13 protein-coding genes are annotated in these 13,621 nt (G+C 41.2%); 12 read left to right on the top strand and 1 reads right to left on the bottom strand.

From position 1 onward, the window contains the following. Nucleotides 1-17: 17 nt before the first annotated feature. From ACGTNI_RS07080 to uvrC, 8 genes are all read left to right on the top strand, one after another. Entirely contained in the window at nt 18-425 is a 408-nt protein-coding gene (locus tag ACGTNI_RS07080; RefSeq protein ID WP_062447145.1) for a DUF350 domain-containing protein, read from the top strand. A gap of 239 nt (nt 426-664) precedes the next feature. Continuing rightward, nucleotides 665-2,380, top strand: a complete 1,716-nt coding sequence (locus ACGTNI_RS07075) for an AMP-binding protein (protein WP_394461105.1) — start codon at nt 665-667, stop codon at nt 2,378-2,380. 101 nt (nt 2,381-2,481) lie between these two features. Then, complete coding sequence (gene fadR, locus ACGTNI_RS07070; protein WP_085509051.1) at nt 2,482-3,069, top strand: fatty acid metabolism transcriptional regulator FadR; 588 nt, start codon at nt 2,482-2,484, stop codon at nt 3,067-3,069. A 17-nt stretch (nt 3,070-3,086) separates the two neighbouring features. Continuing rightward, nucleotides 3,087-3,860 (top strand): enoyl-CoA hydratase, encoded by a 774-nt coding sequence (locus tag ACGTNI_RS07065; protein ID WP_085509050.1) that lies wholly within the window; start codon nt 3,087-3,089, stop codon nt 3,858-3,860. A gap of 16 nt (nt 3,861-3,876) precedes the next feature. Beyond that, nucleotides 3,877-4,650, top strand: a complete 774-nt coding sequence (locus tag ACGTNI_RS07060) for an electron transfer flavoprotein subunit beta/FixA family protein (protein WP_085509049.1) — start codon at nt 3,877-3,879, stop codon at nt 4,648-4,650. Nucleotides 4,651-4,681: 31 nt separating this feature from the next. Further along, nucleotides 4,682-5,662, top strand: coding sequence for an electron transfer flavoprotein subunit alpha/FixB family protein (locus ACGTNI_RS07055; RefSeq protein ID WP_394461103.1), 981 nt, complete (start codon nt 4,682-4,684; stop codon nt 5,660-5,662). Between the two features lie 264 nt (nt 5,663-5,926). Further along, on the top strand, nt 5,927-6,241 hold the full coding sequence (gene trxA, locus ACGTNI_RS07050) for a thioredoxin (protein ID WP_062447130.1): 315 nt from the start codon (nt 5,927-5,929) through the stop codon (nt 6,239-6,241). A gap of 759 nt (nt 6,242-7,000) precedes the next feature. Further along, a complete protein-coding gene (gene uvrC, locus ACGTNI_RS07045; protein ID WP_394461100.1) occupies nt 7,001-8,800 on the top strand; it encodes an excinuclease ABC subunit UvrC in 1,800 nt (599 codons plus the stop codon). Nucleotides 8,801-8,814: 14 nt separating this feature from the next. On the opposite strand, the gene ACGTNI_RS07040 is transcribed toward uvrC, so the two are convergent. Further along, on the bottom strand, nt 8,815-9,252 hold the full coding sequence (locus ACGTNI_RS07040; RefSeq protein WP_394461098.1) for a YslB family protein: 438 nt from the start codon (nt 9,250-9,252) through the stop codon (nt 8,815-8,817). Between the two features lie 527 nt (nt 9,253-9,779). Here ACGTNI_RS07040 and ACGTNI_RS07035 point away from each other — a divergent pair. The 4 genes from ACGTNI_RS07035 to ACGTNI_RS07020 all read left to right on the top strand — a co-directional run bounded on the left by ACGTNI_RS07035 (nt 9,780) and on the right by ACGTNI_RS07020 (nt 13,536). Next, complete coding sequence (locus ACGTNI_RS07035) at nt 9,780-10,400, top strand: succinate dehydrogenase cytochrome b558 subunit (protein ID WP_394461096.1); 621 nt, start codon at nt 9,780-9,782, stop codon at nt 10,398-10,400. Between the two features lie 56 nt (nt 10,401-10,456). Beyond that, entirely contained in the window at nt 10,457-12,217 is a 1,761-nt protein-coding gene (sdhA, locus tag ACGTNI_RS07030) for a succinate dehydrogenase flavoprotein subunit (protein WP_394461094.1), read from the top strand. A gap of 2 nt (nt 12,218-12,219) precedes the next feature. Continuing rightward, entirely contained in the window at nt 12,220-12,984 is a 765-nt protein-coding gene (gene sdhB, locus ACGTNI_RS07025) for a succinate dehydrogenase iron-sulfur subunit (protein WP_062447118.1), read from the top strand. A gap of 90 nt (nt 12,985-13,074) precedes the next feature. Further along, the gene (locus tag ACGTNI_RS07020; RefSeq protein WP_085509042.1) at nt 13,075-13,536 is read left to right on the top strand and encodes an acyl-CoA thioesterase; all 462 of its coding nucleotides are present in this window, start codon (nt 13,075-13,077) and stop codon (nt 13,534-13,536) included. Nucleotides 13,537-13,621: the final 85 nt, after the last annotated feature.

Below are 13,621 nucleotides of genomic sequence, written 5' to 3'. Positions count from 1 at the left end.
ACGAGGGGGAATCGTAGATGAATAGCTTTTGGGAGTATCCATTGATTGAGACAGCTGCAAGATATAGTGTTGTCATACTATGTCTGGTTGTTTTCATGGCTGTCTTTGAAATTGTTACTCGTTATAATAACTGGAAAGAAATCAAAGAAGGTAACTTGGCTGTAGCGATGGCGACTGGCGGTAAGATTTTTGGGATAGCTAATATTTTTCGATATTCCATTGAGCATAATGATTCCTTGCTTCAGACCATGGGCTGGGGAGTATATGGATTTCTATTGCTGTTGATTGGCTACTTCATCTACGAATTTCTAACCCCACATTTTAAAATAGACGTTGAAATAGAAAAGGACAATCGGGCAGTCGGGTTTATTTCGCTTGTTATTTCCGTAGGACTTTCTTTTGTAATCGGGGCTAACATTATTTAAGGAGCGAGCAGATGGAAACATTAGCAAAGGTGCTGGGTGTAGTGGCAGCATTATTTATCATAGTGGGAGTCATATTTATCATGATGAATTAAAAAAAGACAGGCTACTTAAGTCCTGTCTTTTTTCTGTTTTTGTTACCTTTAGCCTATGTAATATTTTCAAAATTTTAAATAATGATTCATTTCATGAGGAGAAATGGTTATAATAAGAGTAAGCGTTAGATAAAGGGAGGAATTCGGATGACACAAAAGTTTGAAAGACCTTGGCACCGTCATTACCCAGAAGAAATTCCCGCTACCCTAGAGTATGACAAAAAAGCGTTGCCTCTCTATTTAAATGAAGCTGCTGAACGTTACCCGGAAAAGAAAGCCCTTCATTTTATGGGGAAGGAACTAACCTACCAGGAGGTGTTCGAAGAAACAAAAAAATTCGCTGCATACCTTCAGAACCTTGGTATAGAAAAAGGGGATAGAATTGCCATCATGCTTCCGAATAGCCCGCAGTCAGTAATTGCTTATTATGGCGCGCTAATGGCTGGCGGCATTGTAGTTCAAACCAACCCCTTATATATGGAAAGAGAATTGGAATACCAGATGAATGATTCAGGGGCGAAAATAATTATTTGTTTGGACATTCTTTATCCAAAAGTAAGTAACGTAAAAGGTAATACCGATCTGGAGCATGTAATCATTACCGGTATAAAAGATTATCTTCCATTTCCAAAAAACAGGATTTACCCATTTATACAAAAACGACAATATAAATTGGTTGTAAAACCCGAGCAGACACAGGATACCCATTTATGGGATCATATCATGGATGTTTCAGATGGAATAGTGCAACAAGTGGAGATTAATCCGGAAGAAGATTTAGCCTTGCTGCAATATACAGGGGGAACAACCGGTTATCCTAAAGGTGTTATGCTGACTCATATGAATCTGGTAGCCAACACGCAAATGTCAATGAAGTGGCTGTATAAATGCAAGCAAGGAGCAGAAATTGTATTAGGTGTACTTCCATTTTTCCATGTGTACGGAATGACGGCTGTCATGAACCTCTCTATAATGATGGGTTCAAAAATGGTGCTGCTGCCTAAATTTGACGCGGGGGAAGTTTTAAAGACAATTGATAAACAGAAACCTACCTTATTTCCTGGGGCCCCAACCATTTATATTGCATTATTGAACCATCCCAGCTTGAAAAAATATGATCTATCTTCCATTGAAGCCTGTATAAGCGGGTCAGCACCGTTACCGATAGAAGTGCAGGAGCGTTTTGAACGAATTACTGGAGGAAAGCTGGTGGAAGGATATGGACTAACGGAAACTTCTCCTGTCACTCACTCTAATTTCGTTTGGGATCGTCGAATTAATGGCAGTATAGGAGTACCTTGGCCGGACACGGATGCGAAAATTTTACGAATAGAAAGTGAAGATGAGGCTGATTATGATGAGGTCGGCGAAATCGTTGTAAAGGGCCCTCAAATCATGAAGGGTTATTGGGGGCGCAAAGAAGAGACAGAACAAGTGCTTGACCAGAAAGGCTGGTTCCGCACTGGCGACCTTGGATATATGAATGAAGAAGGCTACTTTTATGTGGTAGATCGCAAGAAAGATATGATTATTGCAGGTGGATTCAACATTTATCCACGCGAAGTTGAAGAAGTTTTATATGAACATGAAGCTGTACAAGAAGCTGTAGTGGTAGGCGTTCCAGACCCTTATCGAGGAGAAACGGTGAAAGCATTTATTGTAAAACGAGAAGATTCTTCTGTAACAGAGGAGGAATTGGATGCTTTTTGTCGAAAACATATGGCAGCCTATAAAGTTCCTAGAGTATATGAATTTAGAAAAGAATTACCAAAGACAGCTGTAGGTAAGATTCTACGTCGCACGTTGATTGAAGAGGAAAAAAATAAACTAACGTCGGGAAGCAAGGAACCAATACAACCTTAAGGGCTTGTCCCTCTTTTTATTGACAGGATGAAAACGGGGATGTAGAATAATAAGTGAATGACCATTCATTCATTTTCAGAAAAGATAGGCAGGAGATACAAGTGAAAAAGAATAAGCCGAAGTATACACAAATTATTGATGCAGCTGTGAAGGTAATTGCTGAAAATGGATACCATTCCTCGCAAGTTTCTAAGATTGCGAAGCAGGCAGGGGTGGCGGATGGTACCATTTATTTATACTTTAAAAATAAAGAAGACATATTAGTTTCCTTATTTCAGCAAAAAATGGGAAACTTTATTCAAAAGATAGAAGAAGAGACCAATTCCCAGCAAACAGCAGTGGAAAAACTGCTTAAATTAATTGAAAAACATTTTGAACAGCTGACCGCTGATCATCATCTTGCTATTGTCACCCAGCTGGAGTTAAGGCAATCCAACAAGGAGTTACGGTTAAAGATAAATGAAGTTTTAAAAAGGTATTTGACTGTAATAGATCAAATTATAGAAGAAGGGGTCCAGGATGAAATCTTCCGGAACGATATCGATAAACGTCTGGTTCGTCAAATGATTTTTGGGACCCTGGATGAAGCCGTAACCAATTGGGTAATGAAAGAACAGCACTATGATTTAGTTGAACAGGCCGGGGCGGTCCATGATATGATCGTCCGAGGCTTGACATATAGAACATAGCAAGGGGAGGTAGTAGATTGGGGAACATATCCTATCATGTAGAAAATCATGTAGCAACGCTTACATTACAAAGTCCACCTGCAAATGCGTTATCCACTTCCTTATTGGAAGCACTATCAGCAAAATTGGATGATATAGAAAAGGATGGGACTGTAAAAGCAGTACTTTTAAAAGGCGAAGGTAAATTCTTTTCAGCGGGAGCTGATATAAAAGAATTTACTTCGCTTCAAAATGAATCCGATTACACGAGCCTTTCTCAAAAAGGGCAGGAGTTATTCAATCGAGTGGAAAACTTCCATGTTCCTATTATTGCAGCCATTCATGGAGCCGCTTTAGGGGGTGGGCTTGAGCTTGCCATGGCCTGCCATATTCGCTATGCAGCCAAGGACGCTAAATTCGGATTGCCTGAATTGAACCTGGGCATCATCCCAGGGTTTGCCGGAACTCAACGCCTGCCTGCTTATGTAGGAGCATCCAAAGCATATGAAATGATGTTGTCCAGTAAGCCGATATCAGGAGAAGAAGCCGAACATGCAGGCTTGGTAAATAAAAGTTTTGAAGAGGACGAAATGTTCCAGGCTGCTGAAAAGTTAGCAGGAACAATTGCTCAAAAGAGTGGTCCGACAATCAATCAGGTGATGGAATTAGTCTCCTATACACGTAACCCGCAGTTCAAGGAAGGTGCACTGGCTGAAGCGAAAGCCTTTGGTGTGGCTTTTGGTACAGAGGACGCCAAAGAAGGTATCCAGGCATTCATGGAAAAAAGAAAACCTAATTTTAAAGATCAATAGACTAGGAGGTTTTTATATGAATATTTATGTTCTATTAAAACGTACTTTTGATACCGAAGAAAAAATTGCGATCAACGATGGCCGCATCGAAGAAGAAGGTGCAGAATTCATCATCAACCCGTATGATGAATATGCAGTGGAGGAAGCAATCAATCTTCGTGATGAACATGGCGGAGAGGTCACTGTAGTCACGATTGGAGAAGAGGAATCTGAAAAGCAATTACGTACAGCACTTGCAATGGGTGCAGATAAAGCAGTATTAATCAACACAGAAGATGATTTGGAGGATGGGGATCAATATACTACCGTCAAGATATTGGAAGCCTTCTTTGAAGATAAAGAAGCAGATATCATTCTTGCCGGAAATGTAGCCATTGATGAAGCAAGTGGACAGGTTGGACCTCGTCTGGCTGAGCGTCTGGATATTCCGTATGTTACAACCATCACTTCTATTAGTGTCGATGGAGAGACAGTTCAAATTGAACGGGATGTCGAAGGGGATGTGGAGAAAGTAGAAACTTCTCTTCCATTACTTGTTACATGTCAGCAGGGGCTGAATGAACCACGCTATCCATCATTGCCAGGCATTATGAAGGCTAAGAAAAAACCGTTAGAAGAATTAGAGTTGGATGACCTGGATTTAGACGAAGATGATGTGGAAGCTAAAACAAAAACAGTGGATATTTTCCTGCCACCAGAAAAGGAAGCTGGAAAAGTCCTTGAAGGTGAAATAGACGATCAAGTGAAAGAACTTGTATCCTTATTAAGAAACGAAGCGAAGGTACTATAAACTCAGTATTTATTGGGAAAGGGGAATCGGTATGGGTAAAAGAATGTTAGTGATCGGGGAATCTCGTGAGGGCGCTTTACGTAATGTAACATTTGAAGCGATTGCTACTGCCAAACAAATTAGTCCGGATGGTGAAGTGGTAGGCGTTTTATGTGGTGAGGGCGATTTGGCTGAACAAGGTAACGAAATGATTTATTATGGAGCAGACCGTGTAATTACTGTTTCAGACGAAAAATTGAAAACGTATACATCGGAAGGGTATGGACAAGCAATTAAAGCAGTAATAGATGACGAAAGCCCGGAAGGTATCGTGATGGGCCACACAGCAGTAGGGAAAGACTTGACGCCTAAGCTTGCCAGTAAGCTGGAAACAGGATTAATTTCAGATGTAACAGAAGTCAGCAGTGAAGGTGGGAATATCATCTTCACACGTCCGATATACTCTGGTAAAGCTTTCGAAAAGAAAATGATTACAGACGGAATCGTTTTCGCAACGATTCGTCCGAATAATATCGCATCACTTGATCGTGATGATTCACGTACAGGAGAAGTAACTACGAAAGACGTGGATATCGCAGATCTTCGGACGATCATTAAAGATATCATCCGAAAAGGTTCGGAGGGTGTCGACTTATCAGAATCGAAAGTAATCGTAGCAGGCGGACGCGGTGTTAAGAGCGCAGAAGGATTCGAACCGCTGGAAGAATTGGCAGAAGTATTAGGAGGAGCAGTTGGTGCATCACGCGGAGCTTGTGACGCAGGATATTGCGATTACTCCCTTCAAATTGGCCAGACTGGTAAAGTGGTAACACCGGATCTATATATTGCGGCGGGTATCTCGGGTGCAATTCAGCACTTGGCTGGTATGTCCAACTCGAAAGTCATCGTGGCTATCAATAAAGATCCAGAAGCTAATATTTTCAATGTGGCAGACTATGGTATTGTGGGAGATCTATTCGAGGTCGTACCGAAATTAATAGAAGAGATCAAACAAATCAAAGTAAATGCGTAACACAAAATTGCCGGGGCAGGGGACAACGCTGCCTCGGCTTTTTATAATGCATACTCTTTTATCCGGAGTCCGTAACCCCTAACAAATATTCGAAATCAAGTATTAGGCTTTTCGAGTTTATAACTGAATTTAAGGGCTGGACTTATCCTAATACGATGAATAAGATCAGGGTTTATGTGGTATAAACAAAGTATTAGCTACTCAATTGGGAACATGATATACTCAATTTATGCTTAAAATGATTGTTCGAGGAGGAATATTGAAATGGCAATTGTAACTGCAACTGATCAAAACTTTACAGAACACACAAATGATGGTTTAGCACTAGTCGATTTTTGGGCTCCTTGGTGCGGACCTTGTAAAATGATTGCACCAGTACTTGAAGAAATCGACGATGAAATGAGCGATCAAGTCAAGATTGTTAAGTTGGATGTTGATGAAAATCAGGAAACTGCCAGTAAATATGGCGTTATGAGCATTCCAACGCTTCTGCTTTTCAAAGATGGTAAAGTAGTCGATCAAGTAATCGGCTTCCAGCCAAAAGAAGCATTGACTGATCTAATTCAAAAGCACGCATAACCATACGAGACTTAAGCCACGTTACCCTTGTAACGTGGCTTTTACTATGGTTTTCAACATTTTGTAGTTACAATATGGCATTTTTATAAAAAATTCAGAGCTAATATTCCATTAAAGCTCCCTTTTGCTGAAGACTCAGTTTCGAGATTGTTTGTTTCCGCTACGGTAGTAACGGTAGGGAGGTCCGGGAAATCACTCGCTTTCCATGGGGGTACGGTGAGCTTCCTCGGTCTCAAAGCCCTGCGGGATCTCACCATGTACTATCTTCCCATTGGAGTCTCGCAATTTCTCGGCCCTCCTTTCGTTTATGGGAAAAACGGAAACATCGTTATGCAGTCCTTCTACCTAAGATAAGAGAGAACTACTTGTAAAACATGCTTGTAACAGTGATTGTAGAAACAGTCTCCTCTATAACAAGGGTTCTTTTCTCTCACCTTTCAGATTGGGTGGATGGGAAACTGCGAGACTCCCGTGGGAGAAGGATCTAGGCGAGATCCCACAGGGCGACAGCCCGAGGAAGCTCGCCAGTTCCCCCACAGGAAAGCGAGTAGTTTCCCAGCCGCTCCAGATACTTTTATGGTAAAGAACCCTAGATATCTCGAAATCAAGTCTTCGACTTTTCGGCCCTATTGTTGAATAAGCCTTATATGAAAAGTCACTAACAATGTTTAGCAGTGCCAATTAAAAATCGTGACACTGTATTCTATTGAGGAGGATATGGTAAATTTATCATATACCCGATAGATGGAGGGATAGAGTATGAATCAGACCATACAGGAAAAGTTAGCTGTCCTTCCTGACCAGCCAGGCTGTTATTTAATGAAAGATAAAAACGATACCGTTATATATGTAGGTAAATCAAAAGTCTTGAAAAATCGCGTGCGTTCTTATTTCAGAGGCGCGCATGACGGAAAAACACAGCGACTGGTGCAGGAAATCGTGGATTTTGAATATATTGTCACCACATCGGAAATGGAAGCACTGATCTTGGAAATGAATCTTATTAAAAAATATGATCCTAAATATAATGTTCTTCTAAAAGATGACAAGACATATCCGTATTTGAAAGTTACTGCGGAAAAACAGCCTCGTTTAATTGTGACGAGAAAAATAAAAAAAGATAAAGGAAAGTATTTCGGACCTTATCCCAACGTACTGGCAGCACGTGAGACCAAGAAACTCCTGGACCGGCTTTACCCTTTGAGGAAATGTAATACGATGCCTGATAGAGTTTGTCTTTATTATCATATGCACCAATGTTTAGGGCCCTGTGAATATCCGGTATCTCAGGAAACGAATCAAAATATTGTCCAGAACATTACTTCATTTTTGAGTGGCGGGCATAAAGAAATTAAGAAAGATATAAAGAAAAAAATGTATCAGGCTTCAGAGGACTTGGACTTTGAGCGTGCAAAGGAATTGCGTGATCAGATTGAACATATCGAGTCGGTCATGGAGCAACAAAAAATGACTTTGAATGATCAGGTCGATCGTGACGTGTTTGGTTATGCTTATGATAAAGGCTGGATGTGTGTCCAGGTCTTCTTTGTACGTCAAGGTAAATTAATTGAGAGAGATATTGCCCTGTTCCCATTTTTTGATGATGCAGAAGAGACCTTCTTATCCTATATCGGCCGGTTTTATCTTCATCAGAACCATCCTTACCCGAAACAGATATTGGTTCCAGTTGCTACAAACATCTCCTTACTGGAAGGAGTTTTGGATACCAAAGTCCATATCCCGATGAGAGGAAGGAAAAAAGAGCTGGTTGAACTGGCAATGAAAAATGCAGACATAGCGCTTAAGGAAAAATTTGCATTAATCGAACAGGATGAAGAACGTACAATCAAAGCTGTAGAAAAGCTTGGTGAGAAACTTCATATAGAAACCCCAAGAAGGATTGAAGCATTTGATAATTCCAATATTCAAGGAACAGATCCAGTTTCAGCCATGGTGGTATTTATAGATGGAAAGCCACAAAAGAAAGAATACCGTAAATATAAAATTCGTGATGTCAAAGGTCCAGACGACTACGAAACGATGAGAGAAGTGATTCGGCGCAGATATAAGAGAGTTTTGAAAGAAGAAGCTCCACTGCCCGATTTGATTATGGTGGACGGATCTAAAGGACAAATGAGCGCTGCAATTGATGTGCTTGAAAATGAACTCGGGTTGGATATTCCTCTTTGTGGTTTAGCTAAGGATGATAAGCATAAAACTAGTGAATTACTTTATGGAGAGCCTCCGCAAGTAGTAGAGTTAGACAGAAAATCACAAGTTTTTTATCTTATTCAAAGAGTACAGGAGGAAGTACACCGTTTTGCGATCACTTTCCACCGGCAACTTAGGGGGAAAGGTGCGATTCAATCGGAGTTAGATGGGATTGAAGGCGTTGGACAGAAGCGTAGGCGTTTATTGTTACGACATTTTAAATCTGTCGAAGAAATTCGCCGTGCTTTACCAGAAGACATTACTAAATTGGGGATTCCGCTTCCGGTAGCCCAAAAAGTAATTGAACATTTGAACGAGGAACAACAAGAAGAGCCAGCAGAAGAATAAGCTGGCTCTTTCTCTTATGTATGAATGACTTTAAATGTAACTAAGTTCTTTTTCTTATCTACCTCTTCAAAGCCTTCTCCGTTTACATCTTTTAACATCTTCATTGCTTCTGCCAGGAAGCCTGCTTCCATTTTAAAATCCACTTCCAGAAGAGGGTTTTGGATTCTTTTCTCCAATACATGGCCGCTAAGTTCAAAAAGAGTTTCTTTTTTCTTCTCTTGTACAACAGACAGGGTTCCCCAACCGAACTGCTGGAAATATTCGGTAATCTCCTCCAGCTTTTCCATGTTGCTGTTCCGTGCCAAATTCTTGCCCATATAATAAAGAAGAAACGGAGCTTCTTTACCTAATAAATCTGGAAGTATATAGTACCTGAGCACGTCATAACCAGCCCCAGTATGCACCAGTGACTGCAATTGTTCCAGGTTGATCTTGGATGTATTTCCCCTCATATTCGGTCATTCCTTTCTACATAATTTATTATCGCTTGATTAGTTTTTAAGTGCAACCAAAATTAAAGGATTTAGTAATATTTCATTAATCTTTCGAATGGCGAATTTATTGTTCAGTCTTCTTGACGCTCCCACATGATAGAAGTACAATAAATATGTCACTTTTTGTACATTTATCAACAAAACGCACGAAACGGGGATGATGCCCCTATTATTTTTATACATTGCCATTGATGCTTTACCAAGGCAAAGTGTGAAAATGTAGGCTGGAATTGAAGAAATGTACCCGTTGTTTTGTTTCATGCGCTTTTTAAAGCGCTTTTATATGGAGGGGTGTTCAAAAAGATTCCCAGGAAAATTAACCGGATGAGGGCAGGAAGCGCTATTAAAGATAAAGTTAATGGGAAATGGCTATATATTCTTCACCTTGGCCAATGGTTGGTTTTCTTGAATTTTTTGGACCCATGAGTTGCTGATAATGTACATACTATTATGAACTACTTTATTTAACTTGAGGGGGGTAAAACATGGCGGGAAATCGCGACTATATTAACAGAAGAATTCATTCATTACTTGGGGTTCTTCCCATCGGGCTCTTTTTGATCCAACACTTGACCGTAAACTTTTTTGCTACACGAGGCCCGGAAGCATTCAATGCTGCGGCACATTTTATGGAAAGTTTACCATATCGGTATGTACTTGAACTTTTTATCATTTTCTTACCGATTCTTTTCCATGGGATTTATGGGGTGTACATTGCCTTCACAGCCAAGCATAACGTGTCCAATTATGGGTATTTCCGTAACTGGATGTTTATGCTCCAAAGGTACACTGGGGTAATTACACTGATTTTCATTGCCTGGCATGTATGGGAAACTCGAATTGCAATCGGTCTTGGCTGGGTTGATCTCAACTACCAATTGATGGAGAACATTTTGACTAATCCATTCTTCTTCTGGTTCTACGTAGTGGGGGTAGTATCAACAACTTTCCACTTTGCAAATGGACTATGGTCGTTCTTTGTCAGCTGGGGTATAACGATGACTCCAAGGTCACAGCGCATCATGACTTATGTCAGTATCATCGTATTCTTAGCCGTTTCTTATGTAGGTGTACGTACACTATTCACTTTTGCCTACGGAATTTAATTTTGACATAACCTAATCAGATAGAATTGATAGTACTTAGAGGGAGTGAGTTTTAAATGAGCGATCGAAATATAGTTATTGTCGGCGGAGGCCTGGCTGGTTTGATGGCAACCATCAAAGCGGCAGAGGCAGGCGTTCACGTCGATTTGCTTTCCATTGTACCTGTAAAACGTTCTCACTCTGTTTGCGCGCAAGGCGGTATTAATGGAGCCGTAAATACTAAAGGTGAAGGGGATTCACCTTGGGAACACTTTGACGATACAGTTTATGGCGGGGATTTCCTTGCTAACCAGCCCCCAGTAAAAGCGATGACTGACGCTGCTCCTGGCATCATTCATCTATTAGATCGTATGGGGGTTATGTTCAACCGTACTCCTGAAGGGCTATTAGACTTCCGTCGTTTCGGTGGAACTCAACATCATCGAACGGCATTCGCTGGCGCAACAACAGGGCAGCAATTACTATATGCTTTGGATGAGCAGGTTCGCCGTCATGAGGTTAATGGCCTGGTTACGAAATATGAAGGCTGGGAGTTCGTCTCTGCCATCATTGATGAAGAAGGTACTGGGCGCGGGGTTGTCGCGCAGAATCTCCATACCCACGAAATGAAAGCTTTCAAATCGGATGCAGTAATCATGGCTACTGGAGGACCTGGTATTATCTTTGGTAAATCAACCAACTCCGTTATTAATACTGGTTCTGCAGCCGGTGCACTTTATCGTCAGGGCGTCAAGTATGCAAACGGAGAATTCATTCAGATTCACCCTACAGCTATTCCAGGCGATGACAAACTACGGCTAATGAGTGAGTCGGCCCGTGGTGAGGGTGGCCGTGTATGGACATATAAAGACGGTGAACCATGGTACTTCCTTGAAGAAAAATACCCTGCCTATGGAAACCTTGTTCCTCGTGACATCGCTACCCGTGAAATTTTTGATGTCTGTGTAAACCAGAAGCTTGGTATTAATGGGGAAAATATGGTCTATTTGGACCTATCGCACAAGGATGCTGAATTCCTTGATGTTAAGCTTGGCGGTATCATTGAGATCTATGAAAAATTCGTTGGGGAAGACCCTCGTAAAGTTCCGATGAAAATTTTCCCTGCTGTCCATTATTCCATGGGTGGTATGTGGGTTGATTTCGACCAAATGACTAATATCCCGGGTATCTTTGCTGCTGGTGAATGTGATTATTCTCAGCACGGAGCAAACCGTCTTGGAGCGAACTCTCTACTTTCTGCAATTTATGGTGGGATGGTAGCTGGTCCAAATGCTGCAAAATACATCGATGGCTTAGAGAAGACATATGAAGACATCGAGGAGAGCGTATTTGAGAAGCAATTAGAAGTAGAAAAGGAAAATTTTGAAAAGATTATGAAGATGGATGGCGACGAGAACGCTTACCAGCTCCATAAAGAACTTGGTGAATGGATGACGGACAATGTCACTGTTGTTCGTGAAAATGCTAAATTACTTGAAACAGATAATAAGATTCAAGAACTTATGGAACGTTATGAACGCATCAACGTAAATGATACATCCCGCTGGAGCAACCAGGGAGCAATGTTTATCCGTCAACTGCAGAACATGCTGCAATTAGCGCGTGTAATGACTTTGGGGGCTTATAACCGTAATGAAAGTCGTGGCGCACACTATAAGCCTGAATTCCCGGATCGTAATGATGAAGAATGGTTGAAGACAACGATCGCAACTTACGATAAGGCTGAAAACAAACCAGTTTTCACCTACGAGGAAGTCGACACTTCCCTGATCAAGCCTCGTAAGCGCGATTACTCAAAAAGTAAAGGGGGTAAATGATCATGAGTGAAGAGAAAAAAATCACACTCATTATCGAACGACAAGACAGTCCTGAATCTGCCCCGTATGAAGAAACGTTCGAAGTTCCATATCGCGAAAATATGAATGTCATTTCTGCATTAATGGAAATTCGGCGAAATCCTGTTAATGCCAAAGGGGAGGCAACAACACCAGTATTTTGGGATATGAACTGCCTTGAGGAAGTGTGTGGTGCTTGCTCCATGATCATCAATGGGAAGGCACGCCAATCCTGTACAGCATTAGTCGATCAGCTGGAACAGCCGATTCGTCTGGCTCCAATGAGCACATTCCCTATTACCAGAGACTTGGCTGTGGACCGCAGCAGGATGTTTGATTCTTTGAAGCGTGTCAAAGCATGGGTGCCAATTGATGGAACTTATGATTTAGGACCTGGTCCTCGTATGGCAGAGAGCAAGCGCCAATGGGCATACGAATTATCTAAGTGTATGACATGTGGTGTTTGCCTGGAAGCATGTCCAAACGTGAATAGTAAATCAGATTTTATTGGGCCGGCAGCTATTTCTCAAGTCCGCTTGTTCAATTCACATCCGACAGGGGAAATGAATAAAAGCGAACGGCTGGAAACTGTCATGGGAGATGGTGGAATCATGGGTTGCGGGAATGCGCAAAACTGTGTGCAGTCTTGCCCGAAAGGTATCCCATTGACTACATCCTTAGCTGCTATCTATCGTGACACAGCTATTGAATCTTTCAAAAGCTTCTTCGGGAGCGATAATAAGCTATAATATTAAGCTTATCCAATGCAAAAGAGCCTCGCCTATCACGGAGAGGCTCTTTTGTTACATAGGCAAATGGAAATTAAGGGGGCAGGAAGCATGAAAACGCCAGAGTATATCGATGATATTGACAAGTGGACGAAGGGGTTTAAGTTTAACATAGAAGTTCGTATCAGGTTTTCTGAAACAGATCAATTTGGCCATATGAATAATACTGTGCCCTTTATATATTTTGAGGAAGCACGTATTGAATTCATGAAACAATTGGGTCTCTCTCTCAATAAAGTCAAAGAACCCAAAGTTGTCCCTGTGGTTGCTGATCTACAATGTGACTTCCATCGCCAACTTTATTTTGATGATATTCTGAAAATATTCGTGAAGGCTGAACAAATAGGGAATACTTCTTACGATCTTCATTATTTGGCGCTCACGGAAGAAGGGGGAACAGCTTTGACTGGTAGGGGGAGGATAGTGCAAGTCGATTCATCCACCGGTAAACCAGTGCCATTGGGTGACGAGTTTAAACATAAACTTGAATCCGAATCTACTGCTTGTTTTTGACAGTCGATAAACTTCAATTATTCTGTATAATAAAAGAGTCAGCGATCAGTTGCTGGCTTCTTTTTGTGAAATTTTATGAATTCTT

It is taken from the genome of Thalassobacillus sp. B23F22_16 (assembly GCF_043496955.1).
In the GTDB taxonomy this organism is placed as follows: Bacteria; Bacillota; Bacilli; order Bacillales; family Halobacillaceae; genus Thalassobacillus; species Thalassobacillus devorans_A.
This window is presented reverse-complemented; position numbering and strand designations above follow the sequence as displayed.

Excerpts from the sequence above, each read along its gene's own strand:
- trxA (WP_062447130.1), top strand. The coding sequence starts at position 5,927 with ATGGCAATTGTAACTGCAACTGATCAAAACTTTACAGAACACACAAAT.
- ACGTNI_RS07035 (WP_394461096.1), top strand. The coding sequence starts at position 9,780 with ATGGCGGGAAATCGCGACTATATTAACAGAAGAATTCATTCATTACTT.
- ACGTNI_RS07060 (WP_085509049.1), top strand. The coding sequence starts at position 3,877 with ATGAATATTTATGTTCTATTAAAACGTACTTTTGATACCGAAGAAAAA.
- ACGTNI_RS07020 (WP_085509042.1), top strand. The coding sequence starts at position 13,075 with ATGAAAACGCCAGAGTATATCGATGATATTGACAAGTGGACGAAGGGG.
- ACGTNI_RS07080 (WP_062447145.1), top strand. The coding sequence starts at position 18 with ATGAATAGCTTTTGGGAGTATCCATTGATTGAGACAGCTGCAAGATAT.
- sdhB (WP_062447118.1), top strand. The coding sequence starts at position 12,220 with ATGAGTGAAGAGAAAAAAATCACACTCATTATCGAACGACAAGACAGT.
- ACGTNI_RS07055 (WP_394461103.1), top strand. The coding sequence starts at position 4,682 with ATGGGTAAAAGAATGTTAGTGATCGGGGAATCTCGTGAGGGCGCTTTA.
- sdhA (WP_394461094.1), top strand. The coding sequence starts at position 10,457 with ATGAGCGATCGAAATATAGTTATTGTCGGCGGAGGCCTGGCTGGTTTG.
- uvrC (WP_394461100.1), top strand. The coding sequence starts at position 7,001 with ATGAATCAGACCATACAGGAAAAGTTAGCTGTCCTTCCTGACCAGCCA.
- ACGTNI_RS07040 (WP_394461098.1), bottom strand. The coding sequence starts at position 9,252 with ATGAGGGGAAATACATCCAAGATCAACCTGGAACAATTGCAGTCACTG.
- ACGTNI_RS07075 (WP_394461105.1), top strand. The coding sequence starts at position 665 with ATGACACAAAAGTTTGAAAGACCTTGGCACCGTCATTACCCAGAAGAA.